This window comes from Collinsella ureilytica, assembly GCF_019795105.1.
In the GTDB taxonomy this organism is placed as follows: Bacteria; Actinomycetota; Coriobacteriia; order Coriobacteriales; family Coriobacteriaceae; genus Collinsella; species Collinsella ureilytica.
Genome location: NZ_JAIMFO010000008.1, coordinates 1 through 23,106, shown reverse-complemented (window position 1 = coordinate 23,106; position 23,106 = coordinate 1). Strand labels below are relative to the sequence as shown.

At 51.7% G+C, this 23,106-nt stretch carries 22 protein-coding genes and 1 tRNA gene; 22 read left to right on the top strand and 1 reads right to left on the bottom strand.

Annotated features, from left to right (window positions below; genetic code table 11):
• The first annotated feature begins 6 nt into the window (after positions 1 to 6).
• The 12 genes from K6V98_RS07195 to fba all read left to right on the top strand — a co-directional run bounded on the left by K6V98_RS07195 (position 7) and on the right by fba (position 14,596).
• The gene (locus K6V98_RS07195; RefSeq protein ID WP_222199853.1) at positions 7 to 1,479 is read left to right on the top strand and encodes an APC family permease; all 1,473 of its coding nucleotides are present in this window, start codon (positions 7 to 9) and stop codon (positions 1,477 to 1,479) included.
• Between the two features lie 121 nt (positions 1,480 to 1,600).
• Complete coding sequence (locus K6V98_RS07190; RefSeq protein ID WP_222199852.1) at positions 1,601 to 2,887, top strand: metal-dependent hydrolase family protein; 1,287 nt, start codon at positions 1,601 to 1,603, stop codon at positions 2,885 to 2,887.
• A 474-nt stretch (positions 2,888 to 3,361) separates the two neighbouring features.
• Complete coding sequence (locus tag K6V98_RS07185) at positions 3,362 to 4,621, top strand: metal-dependent hydrolase family protein (RefSeq protein ID WP_222199851.1); 1,260 nt, start codon at positions 3,362 to 3,364, stop codon at positions 4,619 to 4,621.
• Positions 4,622 to 4,784: 163 nt separating this feature from the next.
• A complete protein-coding gene (locus K6V98_RS07180; protein ID WP_222199850.1) occupies positions 4,785 to 5,921 on the top strand; it encodes a CobW family GTP-binding protein in 1,137 nt (378 codons plus the stop codon).
• Between the two features lie 125 nt (positions 5,922 to 6,046).
• Complete coding sequence (locus K6V98_RS07175) at positions 6,047 to 7,456, top strand: GAF domain-containing sensor histidine kinase (protein WP_222199849.1); 1,410 nt, start codon at positions 6,047 to 6,049, stop codon at positions 7,454 to 7,456.
• Positions 7,457 to 7,538: 82 nt separating this feature from the next.
• On the top strand, positions 7,539 to 8,276 hold the full coding sequence (locus K6V98_RS07170; protein ID WP_222199848.1) for a LytR/AlgR family response regulator transcription factor: 738 nt from the start codon (positions 7,539 to 7,541) through the stop codon (positions 8,274 to 8,276).
• A gap of 145 nt (positions 8,277 to 8,421) precedes the next feature.
• Positions 8,422 to 8,970: a hypothetical protein gene (locus K6V98_RS07165; RefSeq protein WP_222199847.1), complete on the top strand. Its 549-nt coding sequence runs from the start codon at positions 8,422 to 8,424 to the stop codon at positions 8,968 to 8,970.
• A 96-nt stretch (positions 8,971 to 9,066) separates the two neighbouring features.
• Positions 9,067 to 9,870, top strand: a complete 804-nt coding sequence (locus K6V98_RS07160) for a hypothetical protein (protein WP_222199846.1) — start codon at positions 9,067 to 9,069, stop codon at positions 9,868 to 9,870.
• Positions 9,798 to 11,084: a hypothetical protein gene (locus tag K6V98_RS07155; protein ID WP_222199845.1), complete on the top strand. Its 1,287-nt coding sequence runs from the start codon at positions 9,798 to 9,800 to the stop codon at positions 11,082 to 11,084. The genes K6V98_RS07160 and K6V98_RS07155 overlap by 73 nt, the downstream gene beginning before the upstream one ends.
• Before the next feature lie 36 nt (positions 11,085 to 11,120).
• Entirely contained in the window at positions 11,121 to 12,572 is a 1,452-nt protein-coding gene (locus tag K6V98_RS07150; RefSeq protein WP_222199844.1) for a Cna B-type domain-containing protein, read from the top strand.
• Positions 12,573 to 12,691: 119 nt separating this feature from the next.
• Entirely contained in the window at positions 12,692 to 13,384 is a 693-nt protein-coding gene (locus tag K6V98_RS07145; RefSeq protein WP_222199843.1) for an MBL fold metallo-hydrolase, read from the top strand.
• A gap of 345 nt (positions 13,385 to 13,729) precedes the next feature.
• Positions 13,730 to 14,596 (top strand): class II fructose-1,6-bisphosphate aldolase, encoded by an 867-nt coding sequence (gene fba / locus K6V98_RS07140; RefSeq protein ID WP_222199842.1) that lies wholly within the window; start codon positions 13,730 to 13,732, stop codon positions 14,594 to 14,596.
• A 100-nt stretch (positions 14,597 to 14,696) separates the two neighbouring features.
• Here fba and K6V98_RS07135 read toward each other — a convergent pair.
• Positions 14,697 to 14,782 (bottom strand) — tRNA-Leu (locus tag K6V98_RS07135).
• A gap of 288 nt (positions 14,783 to 15,070) precedes the next feature.
• On the opposite strand from K6V98_RS07135, the gene infC reads away from it, so the two are divergent.
• The 10 genes from infC (at position 15,071) to K6V98_RS07085 (ending at position 22,288) form a co-directional block, all read left to right on the top strand.
• Complete coding sequence (gene infC, locus K6V98_RS07130) at positions 15,071 to 15,637, top strand: translation initiation factor IF-3 (protein WP_222199841.1); 567 nt, start codon at positions 15,071 to 15,073, stop codon at positions 15,635 to 15,637.
• Between the two features lie 25 nt (positions 15,638 to 15,662).
• Positions 15,663 to 15,860: a 50S ribosomal protein L35 gene (rpmI, locus tag K6V98_RS07125; RefSeq protein ID WP_222199840.1), complete on the top strand. Its 198-nt coding sequence runs from the start codon at positions 15,663 to 15,665 to the stop codon at positions 15,858 to 15,860.
• Positions 15,861 to 15,906: 46 nt separating this feature from the next.
• Entirely contained in the window at positions 15,907 to 16,266 is a 360-nt protein-coding gene (gene rplT, locus K6V98_RS07120) for a 50S ribosomal protein L20 (RefSeq protein ID WP_222199839.1), read from the top strand.
• 262 nt (positions 16,267 to 16,528) lie between these two features.
• On the top strand, positions 16,529 to 17,320 hold the full coding sequence (locus K6V98_RS07115) for a GntR family transcriptional regulator (protein WP_085830658.1): 792 nt from the start codon (positions 16,529 to 16,531) through the stop codon (positions 17,318 to 17,320).
• Between the two features lie 30 nt (positions 17,321 to 17,350).
• Positions 17,351 to 18,052 (top strand): GntR family transcriptional regulator, encoded by a 702-nt coding sequence (locus tag K6V98_RS07110; protein ID WP_222199838.1) that lies wholly within the window; start codon positions 17,351 to 17,353, stop codon positions 18,050 to 18,052.
• Positions 18,053 to 18,244: 192 nt separating this feature from the next.
• Positions 18,245 to 18,661, top strand: coding sequence for a PTS sugar transporter subunit IIA (locus tag K6V98_RS07105; protein WP_222199837.1), 417 nt, complete (start codon positions 18,245 to 18,247; stop codon positions 18,659 to 18,661).
• A 67-nt stretch (positions 18,662 to 18,728) separates the two neighbouring features.
• Positions 18,729 to 19,202: a PTS sugar transporter subunit IIB gene (locus K6V98_RS07100; protein WP_222199836.1), complete on the top strand. Its 474-nt coding sequence runs from the start codon at positions 18,729 to 18,731 to the stop codon at positions 19,200 to 19,202.
• Between the two features lie 342 nt (positions 19,203 to 19,544).
• Positions 19,545 to 20,579, top strand: coding sequence for an SIS domain-containing protein (locus tag K6V98_RS07095; protein WP_222199835.1), 1,035 nt, complete (start codon positions 19,545 to 19,547; stop codon positions 20,577 to 20,579).
• A 75-nt stretch (positions 20,580 to 20,654) separates the two neighbouring features.
• The gene (locus K6V98_RS07090; protein ID WP_085830663.1) at positions 20,655 to 21,425 is read left to right on the top strand and encodes a PTS mannose/fructose/sorbose/N-acetylgalactosamine transporter subunit IIC; all 771 of its coding nucleotides are present in this window, start codon (positions 20,655 to 20,657) and stop codon (positions 21,423 to 21,425) included.
• Positions 21,425 to 22,288 (top strand): PTS system mannose/fructose/sorbose family transporter subunit IID, encoded by an 864-nt coding sequence (locus K6V98_RS07085; RefSeq protein WP_222199834.1) that lies wholly within the window; start codon positions 21,425 to 21,427, stop codon positions 22,286 to 22,288. The genes K6V98_RS07090 and K6V98_RS07085 overlap by 1 nt, the downstream gene beginning before the upstream one ends.
• Positions 22,289 to 23,106: the final 818 nt, after the last annotated feature.

Below are 23,106 nucleotides of genomic sequence, written 5' to 3'. Positions count from 1 at the left end.
GGTAGTATGGCGGATACACAGACTGCAACGGTCGCACAAGACCAAGGCGGTATGAAAAAGACGCTCTCGCTGTGGAACTTCTTTACCATCGGTTTTGGAGCCATCATCGGCACCGGCTGGGTGCTGCAGGTGGGTGACTGGATGGTCGTGGGTGGAGGCCCGGTTCCGGCGATGATCGCGTTCCTTCTGGGTGCCATCTTCTTGGTTCCCATCGGAGCGGTGTTCGGTGAGCTCACAGCTGCCATTCCCATCTCAGGAGGCATTGTTGAGTACGTCGATCGAACCTTTGGCCGCGTGGCGTCCTATATCACCGGTTGGTTCTTGGCGCTTGGCAATGGTATCCTGTGCCCTTGGGAGGCAATCGCTATCTCTACGCTGCTCTCCGATATGTTCGGAACCATTCCGGGCATGGAGTGGCTGCGCGCGGTTGAGCTCTACGAGATTTTGGGAGCAAAGGTCTATCTGTTCCCAACCATCATCTCGCTCGGTTTTGCTCTCTACGTTATTTTCTTGAACTTCCGTGGTGCATCTTCTGCAGCTAAGCTCCAGGCATTTTTGACCAAGGCGCTGCTCTGCGGCATGTTGCTTGCCATGGGCATCTCGATCTTTACGGGCTCTCCTGCCAATGCCTTGCATGACGGCAATGTCTTTTCTCAGGTCTCAGGTGCTGGTGGCGGCGTTGCTGCAACTGGTGCAGGCGAGATTTTTGGCGGCATCATGTCAGTCCTTTTGCTGACGCCGTTTTTCTATGCAGGCTTCGATACGATTCCGCAGCAGGCAGAGGAGGCCGCTGAGGGTCTGAATTGGAATAAGTTTGGCAAGATCATTACCTTAGCTCTCTTGGCTTCTGGTGGTTTCTATATCGTTTGCATCTATTCGTTTGGCTCAATTGTTGGCTGGCAAGACTTTGTACAAAAGCCCGTGCCCGCACTTGCATGCTTAAAAGAAATCAACTTCATCTTCTATATCATCATGCTTTCGATCGCCACCTTAGGCCCCATGGGTCCGATGAACTCCTTCTATGGAGCGACGAGCCGTATTATGCTCGCCATGGGTCGCAAAGGTCAGCTTCCTGAGTCATTTGCTGAGGTTGATGCAAAGTCTGGCGCGCCAAAGCTCGCCTGCACCGTACTTGCTGTGATTACGGTTATCGGGCCTTTTATGGGCAAGAACATGCTGATTCCGCTGACCAAGGTCTCAGCGCTCGCGTTCATCTTTGCCTGCACGATGGTGTCGCTTTCCTGCTTGAAGATGCGCTTCACCGAGCCTGATCTTCCCAGACCGTATAAGGTTCCTGGTGGCAAGCTCGGAATCGTGCTCGCCATTGCAGCAGGTCTCATCATTATTGCCCTGATTGTATTCCCCATCACCGCTGAGTCGCTTGACGTTACCGGATGGGCAATCGTGCTCGGCTGGCTGGCAGTTGGTCTCATCTTGATGTTTGCAAGTAAGGCTGTAAATAAGTCCAAGGCCTCGTAGCACCCCCCAAGCAGGCGGGTGCCAAACGGGAGGTGCTCGCCTGTTTGTTTGTGTAGTTGCGCGTCTGTTGCAGTCGCCGTTGCACCAGACGCGTTTAAAAAATGGTCCTAAGGGAGGAACCATGGGAAAGAAGTATGCAATTGTTGGCGGTAAGCTCGTCGATGGCACCGGCGTCGAGCCTCTTGAGAACTCACTGGTCTTAATTGGTGAGGATGGAAAGATTGAGTATGCCGGCGCGCATCAAGAAGTTCCGGCCGATGGTGGCTATGAGGTCATTGATGCTGCTGGCAAGACCGTCATGCCTGGCCTCATTGATACCCACCTTCACTTCTCCGGCAATTTAACTGATGATGACACCGATTGGGTGATGCAGCCGCTCCTTGAGAAGCAGGCCGTTGCCGTCAAGCAGTCCTATGATTGCTTAACTCACGGACTTACGACGGTATGTGAGATTGGCCGCTTTGGTATCCACGTCCGCGACTGCATTAATAATGGTGTCTTCAAAGGCCCTCGTGTCTATGCCACTGGTCTGGGCTTTTGCCGCGTAGCCGGGCACGGTGACTCGCATCATTGCACGCAGGATGAGAATAAGAACTCGCACCCGTGGGGCGATCAGGTAGACGGTCCTTGGGATCTGCGCAAGGCCGTGCGCCGTCGTCTGCGCGAGAATCCTGATGCAATTAAGATCTGGGCAACGGGTGGTGGTATCTGGCGCTGGGACTCTGGTCGCGATCAGCACTATTGCGCTGAGGAGATTCAGGCCGTGTGTGATGAGGCCGCGATGGTAGGGATTCCCGTGTGGAGCCACTCGTATAACTCCCACTCAGCCGCCTATGACTCTGTTCGTTTTGGCTGCGAGCAGCTCATCCATGGTTTTGATATTGACGAGCGCACGATGGATTTAATGGCTGAGCAAGGAACCTTCTTTACTCCGACGATCGGCTTTTTGCCCACGTGGTATTCAACCTATCCTCCGGTTTATGTGCCTGAGATTCACGATAAGTTTGACGGCGATACCTTGGTTGAGAAGGAGCTGCAGCGCAACTATGCGTGCCTGCGCGAGGCTAAGAAGCGTGGCGTGATCTTCACGATTGGCTCGGACTCCTTCTCCTTTGTGACTCCATATGGCTATGTCACGATTGATGAGATGTATGACTTCGTGGATAAGGTAGGCATCTCACCGCTTGAGACCATCACCTGCGCAACCTTAAACGGTGCCAAGATGGCTCACTGCGACGATGAAACCGGCTCGCTTGAGGCTGGCAAATTTGCCGATCTCTTGGTGGTAAACGGTGATCCGGCCAAGAATATCCACGATCTAACTCCTGAGAACATGGATGTGATCATGAAGGACGGTGAGATTGTTATCGCTGGTACCTTTGGTGCTCGCAATAAGTATTCTGCATAAGCTTCGGCGATAACAGCTGAACACCCTTCCTCTTCACCCCTTGCTTCGGTCATCGGAGCAGGGGGTGCTCCTTATAAACACGCAGTCGCGAGCTGGGTTTGCACGTGTTTCCGAGCGAGCGTTCGTGCGGCGCAGGTTTGCTGCAGCAGCTACTCTGCAGGTGCTGACCTGTAAGACGTGCGCCATAGCATGCGTGTTTCATGCTACTAACGCGTGACGCAGCATCAGGTGTCCGATTGAGATCTTCAGCCGCTCACCGACGTTTTTCTACCGTTGGCGAGGGGCGGTTCATTCGTATCAGCTCCGCTTATCGGTAAAAATACGCCATCCGTCTTTAGCTCATGCCTTCGATCGACCGCTCGTAAGTTCTACTCCGTTAACTTATAAGGTGAGGGTGTAAGGCCATCTGAGCACCTCTGAGTGATCTCGGAGGCACTCGGCAACGCAAGGCTACGGCTCCAAAGGAGGAACCACATGAGTAAGAGGTATGCAATCGTCGGCGGAAAGCTTATTGATGGTACCGGTGCTGCTCCCGTTGAGAACTCCCTCGTTTTAACTGATGAGAACGGCAAGATTTCATACGCCGGACCTCACCAGGAGCTTCCAAGCGAGGGTGGCTATGAGGTAATCGATGCGGTTGGCAAGACCGTGATGCCCGGCATCGTCGACACCCATCTGCACTTCTCGGGCAACCGTACTGACAATGATAACGACTGGGTTATTGAGTCCAACGGTCAAAAGCAAGCCTTGGCTGTTAAGCAGGCCTATGATGCCTTGACCCACGGCCTTACGACCGTCGGCGAGATTGGCCGCAACGGCATCGCCATTCGCGATCTGGTCAATATGGGCGAGATGAAAGGCCCCCGTATTTTTGCAACTGGCTTAGGTTTTTGCCGCGTAGCCGGACATGGTGACTCCCACCATCTGCCGCTGCAGATCTCGAAAGATTCGCATCCTTGGGGCTATCAGGCAGACGGTCCTTGGGAGCTGCGCCGCGCCATTCGTATGCGTCTGCGCGAAGAGCCTGATGCAATCAAGATTTGGGCTACCGGTGGCGGAATTTGGCGCTGGGACTCCGATCGTTTGCAGCTTTTCTGCAGCGAAGAGATCCAGGCCATTGCCGAAGAGTGCAAGATGGTTGGCATTCCGCTTTGGGCTCACTCATACAACAATTTTGATGCCGCCTATGACTGCGTACGTTTCGGCTGCACCCAGCTCATCCATGGTTTTGAGCTTGACGATCGCACCATGGATCTCATGGCCGAGAAGGGTACCTATTTCACACCAACTATTGGATTCTTGCCCACGTGGTACGGAACCTATCCGCCTGAGTGGACACCTGAGCTTGATAAGTTTGAGGGCGAGACGGTTGTTGAGAAGGGCCTGAACCGCACCTATCAAAACCTCCGTCGTGCACATGAGCTCGGCGTTACGCTCACCATCGGTTCTGACTCCTTTGCGCTGGTAACCCCGTATGGATATGTGACCTGCGACGAAATGATTTCCTTCGTAGAAAATGCCGGTATCCCCGTTATGGATACGATTGTTGCGGGTACCTTGAACGGTGCCAAGATGCTCGGGCATGAGGATGAGTTTGGCTCACTTGAAGCTGGTAAGTTTGCAGATATCTTGGTCATCAACGGTGACGTCATCAACAATATCCGCGACCTCAATCCGGATAAGATGGATGTCATCATGAAGGAAGGCGAGATCGTCATTAAAAACGCCCTCTAAGGTGTGTGACGCTTTCGTGCGGGTTCGGGCTCTGAGGCTTCGGCGTCAGGGCCCTGCCCTTATTGACAGCTTTTGCCGCTCACCGTTTTATCGTCGACGCGGTGTTGTTTCTACCCTACACTTGATCAGGGATGAAGAATGCCGCATGCAGTTAGGAGCTCGCATGACTGAACCGAACCAGGTGAAGATTACTCTCATTACTGGATACCTCGGCGCCGGCAAGACCACGATCTTAAATCACATTCTCACAAATACCGAGGGCATTCGCGCTGCGGTTATTGTGAACGATATTGGCGAGATCAATGTGGATGCAAGCCTGATTAAAGATGGTGGCCTCAATCGAGGCGATGAGGTGATTCCGCTCACGAATGGGTGCGCCTGTTGCAGTCTTGCCGACGATTTGAGCATACAATTGGCCGATCTGTCAGATTCGGGCAATTTTGACTACATCTTTATTGAGGCTTCTGGTATCTGTGAGCCCATTCCCATTACGTACAATATTTCGGCGCTTTGCAATACGAGCAGTCACTCAGGCACCCACGCCCATCTGCATCTTGACAATATTGTGGCCATGGTGGACTGCGCCCGTATGTATGACGAGTTCCATGGCGGCAAAGACCTGCTTCGTGAGAATCTTGAGGAAGAAGATATTGAAAACCTTCTCATACAGCAGATTGAATTTTGCTCCACCCTTGTCCTGAATAAGACTGATCTGGTGAGCGCTCAGCAACTTGCTGAGCTCAAGGCCATGGTACGTGGCTTGCAGCGTGAGGCAGTCATTGTTGAAGCAGAGCATGCACAGATTCCTATGAGCGAGCTCGTGGATACTGGCCGTTTTGATTTTGATCGGGCATACCGGTCTGCTGCTTGGATTGATGCGATGGAGCACCCTGAGGAGCACGAGGATCCAGAGGTTTTGGAATACGGTATTTCCACCTTTGTATATGAGCGTCGCCAGCCCTTTGATGCTGAGCGCTTCCAGGCCTTTGTAGCAAGCTGGCCTCAAAGCATTATTCGGGTAAAGGGCAAGATTTGGCTCGACCATGATCCGGATATGGGTTACGTCTTTGAGCAGGCCGGCAAGCAAGTACAACTCTATGAGAACGGCATGTTCTCCCATGCCTTCCCCAAAGATGTTCATGAGCGTCTCTTGGACGAAAACCCAGAGATTGCAGCGTCTTGGGATCCGGTTGTCGGAGACCGTATAACCCAACTCTGCTTTATTGGCCGGGGCATGGAGCGCTCTAGTCTTGAGGAGGCCTTAAACGCTTGCTTAACAAGCTGGGAGGATGATCGCTAAGTCCGCTTACGACACCTGCCTCAAGGCTTCGTCTGCGCGTGTGGGCAAGCCTTGAGGCATAGGTGCAGGCAGACTCATCTGCCTGTTGTATGGAAGTGGAGTCGTATTCATCTCGAGGAGCATCGATGTCCGATCTGCCAAATCCTATTCGCTTTCCTAAGCGCTTAAATCCCACAAAGGTATTGGGATCGGCTCAGTTTGTGATGACGGTCTTGCTCGGGCTTTGTGTACCCATGCTCTTCGTGTTGTTGGTTTGGGATATTGTGGCCGAGGTTCCCAATCCTGTTCCTGCGGTACTGACCATTGCAGGTTTGGTGCTGCTCTGCTTCTTTTTCTCTTATGTCTTTGTGATTCCGGATGACCTCACCTCAAGCGCAACGGATCGAACCTTGGCAATCGCGTCCAAGATCTTTATGTATACGCGCCACGGCTTGACGCCCGAAACCGCTCTTGATACCTGCCAAATTATTTTGCCTGAGACCATGGCGTCTGCCATGTGTATCACCGATGGGCATCGAGTGCTTGCAAGCTGGGGTGAAGATTCTGATCGTTGCCCCATAGGACAGCGCGTCATTTTGCAAAATACCCTTGAGGTCATTGAAAGTCAGCGGGTGAGTGCCTTCTCCCGTGATATTGGCAGTGAGGATCGTCAGTTTTTTCCCCATCTCGGTGCCGGTATTGCAGCTCCTCTGATTGTGGGCGGTACCTGCATGGGAACCATGGAGTTTTACTATCCGCGCTTCAACAATATTGATATGCGCCAAACGGCGCTCGCAACTGGATTTGCAGACCTCATCTCAGCCCAGTTGGCAAGTTTTGAGCTCGAGCGTCAGTCTGAGGCATCAGCCCGTGTTGAGTTGCGAGCTCTACAGTCCCAGGTTGACCCTCATTTTCTCTTTAATACCATCGGTACCATCGTTTCGCTCGTGCGTACCGAGCCAGAAAAAGCCCGCTCTCTGCTCATCGACTTTTCAAATTACTACCGCCAGACCTTGTCTGATTCTGAACAGCTCACCAGCTTGGAGCACGAGATTGAGCAGGGTGTTCGCTACATTAATCTCATGCGAGCGCGCTATGGGGATGCCCGTTTGAAGGTGCGCGCCAATATTGATGAGGAGGCCATGGATCGTATTGTGCCTCCCTTTATTTTGCAGCCGCTCTTGGAAAACTGCATTAAGCATGCCATGCGCGAGACCGAGCCTTTGACCATTGCAATTGAGGCTCGCATCATGGAATGGGGCGTCGAGATTACGGTGTCTGATGATGGCATTGGCATGAGCGAAGAAGTTCTTGCTCACCTCTTTGATCCCCGCTCCCGTGCGGTTGATGAGCCGCCAACGGTTACCGCAGACGGCTCAGTAAAGCATGGGTGTGGCCTGGCGCTTTCAAATGTTTTGATGCGGATTCATCTCTTCTTTGGCGAGGAGTCAGGTATTCGTGTGGAGTCTCGGGAAGGGATTGGAACCCGTGTAACGGTTGAGTTGGTGGGCGCGCCACAAGAGCCCGGCCGATCGATGCGCCAATCTGGAGCTTGATGAGGTGTAGCGCACTTCTTTTCCTGGTGAGGAAGTGCCAAGAAGGTAAGCCAGGACACTGCCACGAAAGGGGAGAACCACTTTGACCAGCAAATTGCTGAGCGTCTTGATCGTTGATGATGAGCCTCCCATTAGAGCTGAGTTGCGCTATCTGCTTGAGCAGGATAGCCGGATCGGCGAGGTTGCAGAGGCGGGAAATGGAACCGAGGCAGTGGAGCATGTCTTGGCACATCGACCCGACGTGTTGTTCCTCGATATACAAATGCCAGGTATGAGCGGAATCAAGCTTGCCGAGGCCTTAAAGAACCTACGGGTACCACCTGCGGTTGTGTTTGTTACGGCATTTTCTGAACATGCAGTTGATGCCTTTGAACTCGATGCGGTGGACTATATTTTGAAGCCAGTTGAGTCGAGCCGTTTGGCAAAGGCGCTCGATCGCGTAGCGATTGAGGTCTCTGCGCGCCGAGTTCCGGCTTCTGAGGATCGCCCACGTCGGTTGGCGGTGGAGCGCGGTGCAACACGGGCGTTTATTCCGGTGAGCGATATTTGCTATGTAGAGGCTCGAACTGATTATTCGGCAGTCATGTGCCCGGGCGGGGAATATCTGGTTAATGAATCAATTTCTGGCTTGGAGCGTCGGCTCGCCCCGGACGGATTCTTGCGGGTGCATCGGAGCTATTTGGTCAACGTTGATGATATTCACGACATCGAGGTTGTGCGCGGTGGCCTTATGGAGCTTCGGCTTGATCGGATTGACGCCAAGGTGCCCGTTTCTCGCCGTCGTGCTCCTGAGGTGAAGGCACGTTTAGGTATTCAATAAGCGGCTCAAAAGCCCGTATTTCCCAATAATCCAGCTCTTTATCCAGGCGCCTTATACAAGACAGGTGTGTTGCTTTATACCAGTGCCAATTGTGGTAAGTCTGTGTATATCAGAAGTTGCGCATCTTAGTGAGTAAAGGAGCATCATGGGTTCACGGTTGCGGGGAAGCGTTGCGAGCATTACGCCTGTTCTCGTTTTGTTATTGGGATTGATCGGAGTGCTACTCCCTGGTCGCGCGAGCTTTGCTCGAGCTCAAGACGCAGGAGCCGATCGCTCATCGGTGATCAAGATCGTAGAGAGCAAGGTTACCCAAAACGGTAATCCTGTTACTGAGGTCATTGATCCAGACAAGAGCTTTGAGGTTGAGGTGAGCTTCACCTTCCCGATCATCAAAAATAACTTGATCGGAACTCCGGTTGCCAATGGTATCGCTGACGTGTCCCAGCAGGTCGACGATGGAGACTATGCCTTCTTTGATCTGGGCAAGAACTTCTTGGCACAAGATGCTTCGGGCAGAAGTCTCCCGGTCTATGTGAGCGCTCCTGGCCAGCCCGAGCATGGCATGAGAATCGGCACCATTGAACTTCTGCAAAAGGATGGGGAGCCCATTCGTGCCAAGATGCTATTTCATGACCCGAATGGCGAGTTTTCCTACGAAACTGACGGCCGCAAAGACATTGTAGTTCACCTTTAAAGGGTATTTTAAAGCCGCAGCTGATGCTGGTTCAGTCCCGGGAGATCAGACGCTCGTCTGATTACGATTTTTGATAAGACCTATCACTTCCCTACGGTGGAAGAGAGGCTCTCGTATTTCATCAACAAGCGTGGTCGCGTTGCAGACCCTGCCAAGCGAGATCAAATTGATTGGGAAGTGACCATCAATAAACGAAACGATAAAAATAAGGGCGTAGCGCTCGCAAAAGAAACGTTCAAAGACGATCTCTCAAACGTAGGTGCTTTTATCCCAGAGTCGTTTAAGCTGAACGATCAAGCGCTCACCGATGATGAGGTTGTTGATCCAGCTACACAAGGGCTTCGGTATGCCTTCCCGAAAGATTTTGGTAAGACCCAGGCTAAGATTTCATTTTCTACACGGGTGGCAGAGCCTGATGTTACGCAAAAGGTGAGCAATACTGCCCGCCTTGAGGTTGAAAACCAAGATGCACAAGAGGCAAAAGCCACAGTTCAAGTGAACCGGCCGCTGAGCATTTCTAAGTCACTCACCGCTGCTCGTGTTGACGCGGGCTCTGGTGAGCAGTCTCTCATGTGGACGATTGCTGCGGGCGCTCCCTATCAAAGTTTTGGTCCAACGTGGATTGGAGACATCTTAAGCGCAGAGCGCGTGGGACAAACAGCGCCTAAGCGCATTGAGCTGGTTGCCGAGCAGAGCATAAGTGGCGAGAAGGATAGCTGGCAGGTCGTAGCTGTAGAGACGCTCGATCCGGCAGCTGCTCGCTCGTTCCCGAGTTTCCCGGCTGATAAGACGGTACCTGTCCCGATCTTTCTGCCTATACCAAGCCCGTGTATGACCTCGGCGATGCGTGGCATGATGGCACGGCTCCCGCCAAGCCTGGCGATACCTATACGGCTTTGAATAATCACTGGTTCTTCGTACGTGACCTGCGCGGTATCTATCGTTTCACCGTGAAGCTCGTCTTTGATAAAGATACCGAAATTGGTCCGTTGAAAAATACCTGTGAGGCTCATACCTGCTCATCAGTTATCTATCCATCTACGATTTCCACCTATGATGGCGTGGGCTCAATTTCTAAAAAGGCGCTTAAGGCCTATGGTGTTGGTTCTTTGAACCAAGGCAAGCTGCCCTGGCAGGTGGAGGTGCGGCTGAATGCTGCGCTTCCTTCAGAGAATCGATTTGTATATGAGTTTTTCTATTACGGAGACCGTGATGCTCTCAAGGCTGAGCAGGGCTTGCATGTAGCGAGTGACCTGCCTGAGGGAACCTTTGATGAGCTCATGAAAAGTGAGCAGGTAGGGCCTCGTGCGAACCTCTGTCAATCGTGGGTGCCCGGTTCGCTGAAAGCTCGGACGACTGGCGATGGGGCACATGATGTAATGCTCGATACGCAGGTGATGCCGGTTTTAAATGCTGCGGGCAACCAGGTGGGTGAGCTCGTGCAGAAGGGTGGCTTTACCGAATCTGCCACCTATGTGCTTGAGTTCCAAACACGCATCCGTGACCTTTTTGATCAGGTGAAGGCCTCGCCAACAGGTGAGTATGACGGGCGCTATATCAATACAGAGATTTTGACGATCGGCTCAGGCAAAACGCTTAAGGCAATACCTGCATCGGGAGTAGTCGATACCGAAGGCAGGATCTTGTCTAAGTATGCCATGGAGTTTGACACCGATCTTTCCAAACTAGATCAGGTGAGCAGAAGCGGATGGGAAAGTCCGTATCGAGACTTTGTTACGAATAAGCCGTTGGGAGATAAAAACCGCACCTTTAACTATCGCGATCACACGGCGTATTTCAGAATTGATGTGAATCCAGATGGAATCGATCTTGCAGATTATGCGCAAGCAACCGGCAAGGATCCAGCAACGTTTGATCAGCTTACGATCAAAGATAGTTTGTCAGAAGGATGCAGCTTAGTTCCGCTTGCCGAGGGTGGCTCAGAGTTCTTTGCTCTGTATGAGGCTCAGCCCTCCAGTTTCGCCCATATCGACAAAAGTATTTCGTCTCCGGATTCCCCTGCCTTTGCAACACTTTCAGGTTCTGGAGATGCGCGGCGGCGCGTTCAGCCTGCAGATGCTCGCGTTAGCTTTAATAAAGATGATCTCACCTGAAGCTTTAACGGCTATGATGGCAAGCCATACTTTATTGTGATCAAGGTCAAACTTTCTGATGAGGCTTTCCGATCGCTGTATGAAGCAACTCCTCAGGATAAAAAGATTGAGCTGATCAATAAGGTTTCACTCTCGGCAGCAGGGGAGCATCTTGCTGATTCTTCTGGTAAGGCAGAGCTTGCTCATCATTTGATGACCAAGGACAAGCCAATTGTTAAGAGTTCAAACCTGGGTTGGATGTTCTTGTATACCCCCGTTGAAGAGGTGTTTAGCGACGTCGTTATTAAGGACGTCTTGGATGAGAATATAACGATTTCGCTGAATGCTCAGGGGGAGGTTGATCTTTCAAACTTTAAGATCACCGCCTATACTACCATGCGCGATGATGGCACATACGAAATGATGGAGGAGAATACCTCCTTTGTAGCCAAGCCGGTTGCTGGAAAGCCTGGACAAGATGAAGTGGGTGTGAGGTACGATCCAGCTGATTACTGCATATACTTCACCTTGCCCGATACGCCTGCAGGTAAAAAGCCGCTCAAGTATCGCGTGATGTACGATACCGGCATTCTCTTGGTAAACCCTCAAGCTACCTCAATCACCAATCATGTTGAGGTTTGGGCGGGCGCAACGCGCCCCGGAGCCGCAGGTGAGGGAAGCTTGCGGATTGCCGACTATGCTGCCTTTGCTCAGATTAGTGGAAGACCGTATGTGGTAATCAAGAAGGTTGATACCGAGGGCACGCCTTTAGCTGGAGCTGTTTTTAGCTGCAACGATGCCGATGGTACGGTGATACACGCCGTAAGCGATAGCAAGGGCATAGTCTACTTCAGCAACCTGGCTCCTGATGTGGTTGAAATCAAGGAAGTGAAGGCTCCCGATGCCTGCATTCAGCTGACTGAAGCGATTCGAATAGATGTAAGCGATGCGGCTCATAGCGTCTTGGCCGCTCCTGAGGGTACGTCGGGCACAGGATCGTTTACCGACCCGCTTGTGGTTCCCAATGCCGCAGTAAAGAAGACGGATATTCAGGTTGTGAAGCGCTGGGTTGACAAAGACAACCGTTTCAACAAGCGTCCAGATTCGGTAGTGGTGCGCCTGCTGGCCAACGGAGAGCCAACTGATCATTCCCTTGTTCTTTCTGAAGAGCATGGCTGGACAGACGTCTTTTCAGATCTTCCCTTGGTTGATGCTGCGGGCAAAGACCTTGTTTACACCGTGAGCGAAGAGGTACCGGCTGGCTATACCAGTGCCGTGGAAGGGGATATGGCCACAGGCTTTACGCTGACAAACACGCTTAAGCCCATTCCTGGCAAGCCCGGCGAGCCTGAGAAGACAAAGAAGAAGCGCAAGAAGCATACCAACCGCCTTGCGGCTACCGGAGATGCCAATCGCTCTTTGATCCAAGGCATGCTTGCAGCAGGAGCGCTTACCATGGCTGCTGGAGCTGTATTGGTCGTTCGGCGTCGCAGCGGAGCTGAGTTGTAGACTTTTCATCTCCGCCTATCACTCGGCCAGCTCGAGGAGCGACAAAGTTGTTGATTCCGCGTCTGAAACACTCAGGCGCGGTATCTTTGTATGGAGATAGCAACCTGAAAGGAGCGACTGTGTCAAACGATGACGTTGTGCTTGATCTTCACCCCCAGGGGTCTCTTGAAATTGACTGTGTAGAAAATGGTCCGATTCGCACCAACACATACTTTGTTGTATCTGGTGATGAAGCAGTGGTGATCGATCCTGCCCACGATGGGGTAGAGCTGGCTCGTCATTTTGCCCAAGCACATCCTCACGTACATATTCGAGCGCTGATCGCAACGCATGCTCATGCAGACCATATTGGCGGAGTCGCTGGCATGCGACGCGTGTTGGGAGCGGATGTCCCGTTTTGCATCTCTGAAAAAGACGCTGCTTTTATACCGGCTGCTTTGGAATCTATGCGCGAGCTTTGGGGCATTCACACCGAGGATCCAGGGGCACCTGATCGATTGCTTCGGGAAGGAGATGAGCTTTGTGTTGGCACTGCGCGTCTGCAAGTCATAGAGACACCAGGCCATACCAAAGGCGGCATTGTCTTGTTTTCTGCAGCTCAGGCTGGCAATGTAGCCTTTGTTGGAGACACCTTGTTTCCCGGCAGCCACGGCAGAACAGATCTAGAGGGCGGAGATGAGGCAGAGATTCAAAAATCACTGGCAAAGATGGCACGCGTGCTTCCTCAAGATACCGTTTGCCTGATTGGGCACGGGCCGATCACGACTATTGCAGATGAGTTGGTATCGAATCCTTTTATGTGCCACATCTAGACCGTGTTCGACAGACATGCAAAGCAAGTCATGGCCTCATGCTTGCCGCACGGCCTCGTGTATTCGGCACCTGTGGTCGAAGACGCAGCGGCGGCATCCGCACGATCGCCTCGATGTGATGTCCGGTCTTCCCCTTGATGGGGGAGCTCAGGGGTTCAGCTGTTGTAAGAACACGTTGGGGCACGTCATGCAAACAGCGAGCAGTAGATCTGAAATCCTCTCCACCAAGCGAACATCTCCGATATCTACGCGTCATGCCTAGATGTTCATCTGATCTCTGTATCTCGATGTGTACAAGGTGGTAAACTGAGGGTGTTCCAATCAACTTCCGCACGGGAGGTCGCTATGCTGGTTAACGCCGCAGAGATGCTCAAGAAGGCAGAGGCAGGCAAGTATGCTCTGGGAGCCTTCAACACTAACAATCTGGAGTGGACCCTTGCAATCTTTCAGGCAGCGGAGGAGGCAAAGTCTCCGCTGATCATCCAGTGCACGGGTGGCGCTGCAAAGTGGATGGGTGGCTTTCAGGTCTGTGCCTCTATGGTAAAGGCCGCTGCTGAGGCTCTTGAGCTTACCGTTCCTGTGGCACTTCACCTCGATCATGGTAATTTTGATGACTGCCATGCATGCATCAAGGCTGGCTTCACGTCGGTCATGTATGACGGCTCACATGAGGAGACCTTTGAGCTCAATCTTTCTCGCACGGCAGAGATCGTTGAGCTGGCTCATTCTAAGGGAATCTCAGTTGAGGCTGAGGTTGGCGGCATTGGTGGCACAGAGGATGGTATTACCTCCAACGGTGAGCTTGCCGATCCTGAGGAGTGCCGCAAGATTGCCGAGCTGGGCGTAGACTTCCTCGCTTGCGGTATTGGCAATATTCATGGCGTTTATCCTGAGAACTGGGCTGGCCTGTCCTTTGATCGCTTGAGCGAGATTAAGGCGCTCGTGGGCGATCTTCCCATTGTTTTGCATGGTGGATCTGGCATCCCTGCTGATCAAATTCAGAAGGCCATTAGCTTGGGCGTTGCTAAAATCAACGTGAACACCGATCTGCAGATCGCCTTTGCGAATGCAACCTGCGAGTATGTTGAGGCGGGCAAGGCACGTCAGGGCAAGGGCTTCGATCCGCGCAAGCTCTTGAAGCCGGGTCGCGATGCCATTGTTGCTCGCACCAAAGAGCTTATGGCTGAGTTTGGTTCGGTAGATAAGGCCTAAGACGTATCGAGAGTCTATCGAGGCTGTTTTGCACGTGGGCTACCCAAGCAAGAATGCGCCGGGTAGCCCACGTTTTACTATTCATATGTAAGTAAAGAGGTGGTGCCCGAGGTGAGATTTGAACTCACACGATGTCGCCATCGGAGGATTTTGAGTCCCCTGCGTCTGCCGTTCCGCCACTCGGGCATGAGCGGGATTATACACGAGTCAAGCGCTATGGGAAGCCTCAGTATCATGGTGAAACGGTGAAAGATGGGCAAGGGCTCGCTGAACCTATGGTACTATTCATCAGTGCCGCGCAAGCGGTAGCTAAAGCGGGGCTTCGCGCCCCCACCTTTCGGCGCTGTTCAGTAGCTGTCTGGTCTCATACAAATTGATTTGTGTATATCACCTTATGTGTGTGCACCGTTGCTTGAGACCCGGATGCCTGAATGGCTCCGGGTTTTGTTGTATACGCAGGTTTTGAACGGAGGTATGGACATAGCTAAGTCTGATGGCACCCGCATTAATGATGAGATCACCGCGAACAGCTGTCGTCTGATCGGGGTAGATGGCTCCCAGCTTGGTCTTTTTGGTATCCGTGATGCCCAGCGCATCGCAGATGATCAAGGACTTGACCTGGTTGAGATTGCACCCAATGCGGATCCCCCGGTATGCAGGGTCATGGATTACGGCAAGTTCAAGTACCAGCAGGCCATGAAGGCCAAGGCTGCGCGCAAGAACCAGTCCCGCGTTGAGGTCAAGGAGATGAAGTTTCGTCCCAAGATCGACGTTGGTGACTATGAGACCAAAAAGGGTCATGTGCTGCGCTTCCTCAAGCGGGGGGCACGCGTTAAGATCACCATCATGTTCCGTGGTCGTGAGATGGCCCATCCCGAGCAGGGCTTAAACGTACTTGAGCGTCTTGCCCAAGACCTCAAAGACGTAGCCACGGTGGAGAGCGCGCCTAAGCTTGAAGGTCGTAACATGCTCATGCTGCTCGCTCCAATTAAGGGCGCATTTGATGCAGAGCCCCAAAAGGACAGCGAGAGCAATAACTAGGTAGTGGAAGCTAAAAGGAGAGATCATGCCCAAGATGAAGTCGCATAGCGGCACCAAAAAGCGTTTTCGCCGCACCGGCACTGGCAAGCTCATGCGCGGCAAGGCGTTCAAGAGCCATATCCTCACTAAGAAGAGCACTAAGCGCAAGCGCGGCTTCAGGCAGGAGACCGTGATCTCCAATGCCGATAAGAGAGTCGTAAGCACGCGCCTTGCTGGCCGCTAGGCCACATCGTCCGTCGTCTATTTCTTCCAACAGGAGTTGATCTGATATGGCACGAGTTAAGCGCGCTGTGAGCGCCAAAAAGAAGCGTCGCACCGTTCTTTCGCGGGCGAAGGGCTACTACGGTGCAGCGTCTCGCACCTATAAGTATGCAAAGGAGCAGGTACAGCACTCGCTCCAGTACCAGTATCGCGATCGTCGCAACAAGAAGCGTGAGATTCGCAGTCTCTGGATTACCCGCATTAACGCTGCTGCACGTATGAACGGGATGTCATACTCTCAGTTCATGCACGGTCTGCGTCTTTCGGGGATCGAGCTTGACCGCAAGGTACTTGCTCAAATGGCTTATGAGGACATTGAGTCATTCAATGAGCTTGCAGGCATTGTAAAGAAGGCTCTTGAGGGCTAACTCTCGTTCAGCTATTTGCGATGTAGAAAGGGCACTGTATAGTGCCCTTTTCTTTTGCCCCGCGTGTCGGGCTCCCTTTTGTTGGGATCAACCTTGCAGTTTACCGATGCCACACATCTATGTGCAGTTTTGTTACCGCTCCGTATTATGGCGTGCGGTTGTTACCCATATTCCCATTTGGTTCCAATGTGAAAGTGCGTCCACGTGTTTATAAACAATACGAAATAGTATGTTATAAATATACCTTAGTGGATCGAGAATAGTGGAGGGAATTGCTGTGTTGTGTAGGAACAGTTCGTGCCCTCTATATCTCCAGGTTGCGCAAGATCTGCAGACTCGCATCGAATCGGGTGAATTCGCCTCGTCTTCCATGCTTCCGTCTGAACAGGATCTTTGTGTGACATATTGTGTGAGTCGTACGACGGTTAGGCGTGCATTGAGTCTAATGGAGGAATATAACGTAATCTCGCCGCACCAAGGTAAAGGTATATATCTTCAGGAGCCCAAACTGCCCGATAGCCTTGCGTTTCCTCAGGGGTTTACCCAATACTGCATTGAGCATGATATTCCGATAGCCACTCAAATCCTTGTCCTTTGCCGGTCTATTCCAACTCCTTATGTTGCGCGACGGCTCCAACTCGCTCAAGGGGATGCCGCTGTATTCCTCAAGCGCCTCAGAACTCTCAAAAACGTTCCGGTGGCACTCGAACAGACTTGGCTACCGTTTGAGAGGTTCTCGTTTCTCCTGAATACGGGGCTTGAGATTGACTCGCTATATGAGATGATCGAGCAACATACAGACATCCATATTCGGGGTAACATCTCTCCCTCCATTGTCTTGAAGTCGGAGCTTGCGTTGGCAGATGATGCCGAGTTGTTGCAACTTGCCATGCCTGCTGCCGTGTTTGTTGCGGATGAAATCGTCAATTCGACAACGGGATCGCCGATACTCTTCACCCGCCGTATCTTACGAGGTGATTGCTCAAAGTACTATTTTTCGAATCGGGCAAACCAGCTGAGCATCCTGGCCGAACTTGTTCAAGACAAAAACTGATGTGCATTAGTTTGTAAAAGGAGGAATACTGTGAACGCCAATAGCGCAATCCCACTATATAAGCAGATCGTAAGGTACTTGGATACCCAGATAAAAGCAGGTATCTATGGGCCGGGAGATAAACTTCCCACGGAGAATGAGTTAATGGAGAAGTTTGGGGTGAGTCGGATCACAGTTCGATCCGCTGTAAAGGAGCTAGAAGACGCTGGAATTGTTGTTCGAGTTCGAGCAAAGGGTACCTTTGTGTCATCGGATCGGGATATGTATGCCGCGGACGATCGCGAAAGCTTCAGCTGTTCGTGCCGGATGGCGGGAAAAGAGCCTTCCACAAGGCTGCTATCTCTTGAGTGGGTGTATCCAAATCTACGCGACCGTAAGTTTTTTCATATCGAAGAAGACGAGAGTATTCTTAAAAGCAGACGCTTACGTTTCGTTGATGGCGAGCCAACGATGCTGGAGACAAATAGCTACGGGGCTTCTCTCGCATTTTTAGAGCACGAGAACCTAGAGGGGTCAATATTTGAAATCTTGAACGCACGATGCGTTGCATTGGGTAGTAATCTGCGAACCGTTGAGGTCTGCTATGCAACTAAACTTGAGTCGACACATCTTGGAGTCAAGGAGGGCTCAGCGCTATTGCTGTTTGTCGATAGATGGCATGACGAGTACGATGAGCCGCTATTTATATCGAGACAGGTATACTGCACTGAGCGCCTCAAGTTTTACCTGTAAAAGTCAGACTGACGGTTATGCGGCCATAAGGCAGAGAGTGTTGGACGCACAGTCTTCTGGCGACGTGGGCGCCGTTGTCCGCTTATCTTCTACCGTTTGCCGATGGTACAGCGATCTCAGCGCTACATAATGCATTTAATCTGATACTACTTCTAACAATACAAACCATAACATTATGTTAGGAGATAGACAGTGAATAAAATACTGCTTGCGAGCCATGGTCCTCTTGCGACTGCAATGAAAGCGGCGGCAGAGCTTTTTACTGGACCGACAGATAGGATCGAAAGCATATGCGCCTATGTTGATGAGGCGTCTATGGATGTAGGCGTGCTCATTGATGCTTGGTTGGCGTCGCGCCACGTAAACGACCGATGGGTTGTGATCACGGATATTTTTGGTGGATCGGTGAACAATGAATTCATGGTTCGAATGGCGGATGGCGGCTTCATGCTCATCGCCGGTATGAATTTGGGATTGGTCATCGAGTTGGTGTGTGGGCTAGACAGACTTAGCCTCGAAAACGTTGAACAGTCTGTGGAGCAGTCTCGTGCGGGCATCGTATTCTGCAACAACCTTGCCACAGCAGGTGGGGAGGATGAGGAGTTCTGATTGCAGGCTATCCGTTTCTTTCATTTCGCGTAGCAAAACTGGGCAAAGGCGAGGGAAGGCCACTGTCATGATTAAACTTATGAGAATTGACTATCGTCTCATTCACGGCCAGGTTGCAATGGCCTGGACGTCAGCAATTGGCGCCAATTGCCTTTTGGTGGCAAACGATGCGGTTAGCAAGGACAGCATGCGTATAACGACCCTGAAATTGGCGCGCCCAGCTGGCTGTAAGCTTGTGATCAAAAGTGTCGAGGATTCAATTACGGCTCTTAACAGCGGCGTGACTGATCCGTATAACCTATTCATCATTGTTGAGTCTGTTGAAGATGCCTACAGACTCGCGAAGGGATATCGAAACATACGAAGCATCAATTTTGGGGGTGCAAAGCCGCAGAAGGATTGCACGCGCAAACTCTCTGTGACCACCCCTGTTTCCGAGCGTGACATGCAGCTCCTCAAAGAGCTTGTAAATGAGGGAATTGAGATTGAAATTAGACAGGTTCCAGGTGATGAAAAAATCAACGTGAGTAAGCTACTGTAGAGAAGCTGAGTGTCCTCCTGATGTGCACTCGCAGCGTTAGCCGCAGACATTGCTTAGATGCCTGCGGCTTTTCTGTGTCCGTACCTACCCGCTTAGATTTTGAGATGGAAAATGAAGATAGCGCAGAACTCGTTTATATCCATAGTACCGTTCACCGGCCACACCACGTAATCAAAATATCAGGTAAATAGCACTATCGATTGCTAATCTCTACCGTTCACCGGTACGGGAAATCTTTTCTAGACATATAATGTTATATAACATAATATACAAATATGAAATACCTATCAGAATAAATTAGATAGGGATTCAATAAGGGGAACGACCCAAGGAGGAAAGACAATGTTCAATTTCGACGAACCTCGTTACGCAAAGGTTGTCAGCGATGCGCTGGCGCTTCGACCTCAGATTGAGACGGCTGTTGATGAAATTTGTGAGCGGGGCTACTCCAATATCTTCTTCATTGGTTGCGGAGGTACGTGGGCGCACACACTTCCGATGAAGTATTGGGTCGATACGACAACAGCAGCTGTTGATGTCCGTTGCGAAATTGCTTCGGAGTTCCTGGCCTGCCCGCCCAAAGCATTTGGAAAAGAGTCCATCTGCGTGTTTTCCACGCGCACTGGCACAACGCCCGAGATCATCGAAGCGGCAAAATACTGTCAGGCTAGCGGTGCCCGCACTATGATGTATGTTTCCAACGACGGTACCCCTGCCACCGAGTTTGCAGATTACAAATTCTATAGCTTCGCTGAGGATGACGTGCTGTGCGAAGCTATTTACTCTTATCAGATCCCGCTGGTTGCTCGCTTTCTTAAAAACGCTGGCGCGTTTCCCAAGTACGACGTATTCATGGACGAGTTTGGCCAGATTCAGCCGTATCTTCTGAAGGCCAAACAGGATCAGGATGTGCGCTGCGCCGCCATGGCAGAGGATTTCAAGGATTTGGACTACCACATGGTTCTAGGCTCAGGCATGTTGTGGGGCGAGGCCTACGACTACGCCATGTGTATCCTTGAAGAGATGCAGTGGATTAAAGCCAAGTCTATTCACGCTGCCGAGTTCTTTCACGGCACTATCGAGCTGTGTGAGGAAGGTACGAGCCTGATCATGCTTTACGGCGAAGATGACACCCGCAATCTCATGGATCGCGTTGACAACTTCACACATTTGCTTGCTGATGAGAAAGGCATTCAGCTTCGCGTGAACAAGTTTGATACCGCTGAGGTTGAATTGCCCTTCAGCGATCCTGAGTTTCGCAAAATCGTGTCTCCGATGGTGATATACGCCATCACAGAACGTTTGAGCTGCCATCTCGCAAATGTGCGCAATCACCCGCTTACCACACGTCGCTACTATCATCAGATGAACTATTAGGTTCGGACTGTATATACCGGTTGTTCGAGGTGGCTCAGATCGATTTGCTTCGGTTTTAAGAGAAGGTGACCTACCATGGTTGTCCAGTTCATCTTGATTTCATTGGTTGCGTTCATGGCCTCGCTTGACGAACAGCTGCTCGGCATTACCATGCTGGGGCGCCCCCTGTTCACGAGTCTGTTCGTTGGACTCATTCTGGGGGATGTTCAGTCAGCAGTTATGGTTGGCGCCGTCCTTGAGTCCATGTTCATGGGTTCTGTGATGGTTGGGGCTGCAGTTCCGCCCGAGGTATATGCCTCGGGAGTTCTTGGTTGCGCCTTTGCTGTGACAACGGGTGCTGGCGCAGCTGCTGCAGTCGCGCTCGCGCTTCCTGTTTCTGTGTTTCTTCAGGTTTGGCGAAATTTCTGTTACGCCGTACCCGGTGCATATGCGAGCAAGAAGATTGACGTCGCGCTTGCAAGGCATGACCTCGGTAGAGCTAACCTATACCATTTAACCATTGTTCCGCTTGCGATTGGCATTCCATCTGCGCTTTTGGTGTTTTGCTCGCTTTACTTCGGAGCTGATCTCATCAACAACGCCTTATCGATGATTCCTCAGTTTGTGATGGACGGCTTGAACGTTGCCTCAGGTGTGATGGCTTGTGTCGGCTTTGCACTTCTAATTCGTACGATGTCAAACAACAAACTGCTCCCGTACCTGTTTATTGGATTCATCCTTGTGACCTACCTTGGGATGGATGTGATTAGCGTTGCCATCCTTGCTGCATGTGTCGCTGCGCTCAATATGTTCAAGCAAGGTCCGGTCACGGAAACCGCTGAGCTTGTTGAGGAGGATGATTTCTAATGATCGACAACAATAGGAATGTAGTTCAGGGTGTAGATGGTTCGGACGCAAATACAGGCTCAATTATGACGCCTGATATGTATCGAAGTGTATTCCTACGTCAGTTCACGAGTCAATGCTCCCAGTCATACGACAAGATGATGGCGTACGGTTTCATGTATACCCTTGAGAAGCCGTTGCGAAAAATCTATCCGAACGATGATGAGTATTACAGTGCTCTCGATCGCCATACTGAATTCTTCAACATGACTCCTCATATTTTGCCATTTGTGGCGGGTCTGTCAATTTCCATGGAAGAACAGGCATCTAAAGACCCTATGTTCGATGTTTCAACCATTAATGCTGTGAAGGTGGGCTTGATGGGGCCACTATCTGGCATTGGCGATTCGTTTTACTGGGGGACGTTTCGCGTTGTCGCTGCGGGCATCGGCATCGGACTTGCTGCTACCGGAAATCCCCTAGGTCCGGTTGTCTACGCTCTCATCTACTCGGTGATTAATATTGCAACACGCGTGATAACGGCACGGTTTGGCTATGATATGGGGACTAAGTTTCTCGAGAAATCTGCTCAGGATAATCTGATGGGTAGGGTGACGGATGCTGCTGGCGTGTTGGGCATGACAGTTGTTGGCGCCATGATCGCCACCATGGTCGTGCTGAATACATCACTGGTGTTCAATCTTGGCGGAGCCGAGATTTCGATCCAAGGGATCCTCGACGAAATCTTCCAAGGGGCACTTCCTCTGGCGGCGACCTTTATCTGCCTTTGGTTATATAAGAGGGGTGTCAGGACAATCTGGATCATCTTAGGCATATTTGCGGTTTGCATTTTGGGCTGCGCCGTCGGAGTGTTTGCAGCGTAGATCGCGAGGACGCAACGTGTGCGTATGTGTGCAGAAGGAAGCGCTATGTGAAGAAGGAAGCGCTGCAGCAAAGACTAGCATGGGTTAACCGTTAGCAAGCATAAGGGCATTCCTTCCGAAATTGCAGGCCAAGCAGGGCGCATAAAAACTGCTCGGTGTTTACTGTCTGCACCTAAGCGGGGCGTTCGAAAGGACGCTCCGCTTTTCACGCCGCCTTGATGGTGGGCCTCTAGTTTTGACTCACGCGGGGATTTCAGGTGCGGATGGCGGGGGATAGAAAGATGCTGGGACGTTGAAACAGCATAAAGGCGGGCAAAGGTCGGGTCGATTGAGTGATTTAGGACACAGCGGCTCGATCCACCTAGTGATCAACCAATGCCAGCGGTACATCTTGTCGTAGCTGATCGATAGGGCTGTCGGGAAAGTGTAGATAGAGACCCGCGTAGGTGAAACTGCCCCGTAGGCGGGGAAGGGATCAGTTACGCATGAGATATGGCACAGTTCCATTGCATATTGACGCCAATGTCAATCATGGTAATCAAGTCATTCGTCGCAAGTTGTTACAGAAGGTCGCCTAGAGAAATCAAAGGGAGGTAATGCCGCGATTGCAGACGGAGCAGAGTCAGAATCCTCAATTAAACTACCCCCCTTTTGTGTCGGTCCCGTGGAGACCCCGATCCCCGCCCCCCGGCGGGCCCGGAGTCTGTCAGTATATCTCCTTGCCGCGCGGCCGAACCGGCCCGGGCGGGTACCTTGAAAACCGGATACTGCGAGGAGACCGGGGGAGACCCCGGTTCCAAAGACGAAATAAGATGCCA

What these genes read in the sequence shown, in the direction of transcription:
- K6V98_RS07090 (WP_085830663.1), top strand. Translation starts at nt 20,655, where the DNA reads ATGGTTGTCCAGTTCATCTTGATTTCATTGGTTGCGTTCATGGCCTCG.
- fba (WP_222199842.1), top strand. Translation starts at nt 13,730, where the DNA reads ATGCTGGTTAACGCCGCAGAGATGCTCAAGAAGGCAGAGGCAGGCAAG.
- K6V98_RS07085 (WP_222199834.1), top strand. Translation starts at nt 21,425, where the DNA reads ATGATCGACAACAATAGGAATGTAGTTCAGGGTGTAGATGGTTCGGAC.
- K6V98_RS07195 (WP_222199853.1), top strand. Translation starts at nt 7, where the DNA reads ATGGCGGATACACAGACTGCAACGGTCGCACAAGACCAAGGCGGTATG.
- rpmI (WP_222199840.1), top strand. Translation starts at nt 15,663, where the DNA reads ATGCCCAAGATGAAGTCGCATAGCGGCACCAAAAAGCGTTTTCGCCGC.
- K6V98_RS07185 (WP_222199851.1), top strand. Translation starts at nt 3,362, where the DNA reads ATGAGTAAGAGGTATGCAATCGTCGGCGGAAAGCTTATTGATGGTACC.
- K6V98_RS07180 (WP_222199850.1), top strand. Translation starts at nt 4,785, where the DNA reads ATGACTGAACCGAACCAGGTGAAGATTACTCTCATTACTGGATACCTC.
- rplT (WP_222199839.1), top strand. Translation starts at nt 15,907, where the DNA reads ATGGCACGAGTTAAGCGCGCTGTGAGCGCCAAAAAGAAGCGTCGCACC.
- K6V98_RS07175 (WP_222199849.1), top strand. Translation starts at nt 6,047, where the DNA reads ATGTCCGATCTGCCAAATCCTATTCGCTTTCCTAAGCGCTTAAATCCC.
- K6V98_RS07165 (WP_222199847.1), top strand. Translation starts at nt 8,422, where the DNA reads ATGGGTTCACGGTTGCGGGGAAGCGTTGCGAGCATTACGCCTGTTCTC.
- K6V98_RS07190 (WP_222199852.1), top strand. Translation starts at nt 1,601, where the DNA reads ATGGGAAAGAAGTATGCAATTGTTGGCGGTAAGCTCGTCGATGGCACC.
- infC (WP_222199841.1), top strand. Translation starts at nt 15,071, where the DNA reads ATGGACATAGCTAAGTCTGATGGCACCCGCATTAATGATGAGATCACC.
- K6V98_RS07095 (WP_222199835.1), top strand. Translation starts at nt 19,545, where the DNA reads ATGTTCAATTTCGACGAACCTCGTTACGCAAAGGTTGTCAGCGATGCG.
- K6V98_RS07100 (WP_222199836.1), top strand. Translation starts at nt 18,729, where the DNA reads ATGATTAAACTTATGAGAATTGACTATCGTCTCATTCACGGCCAGGTT.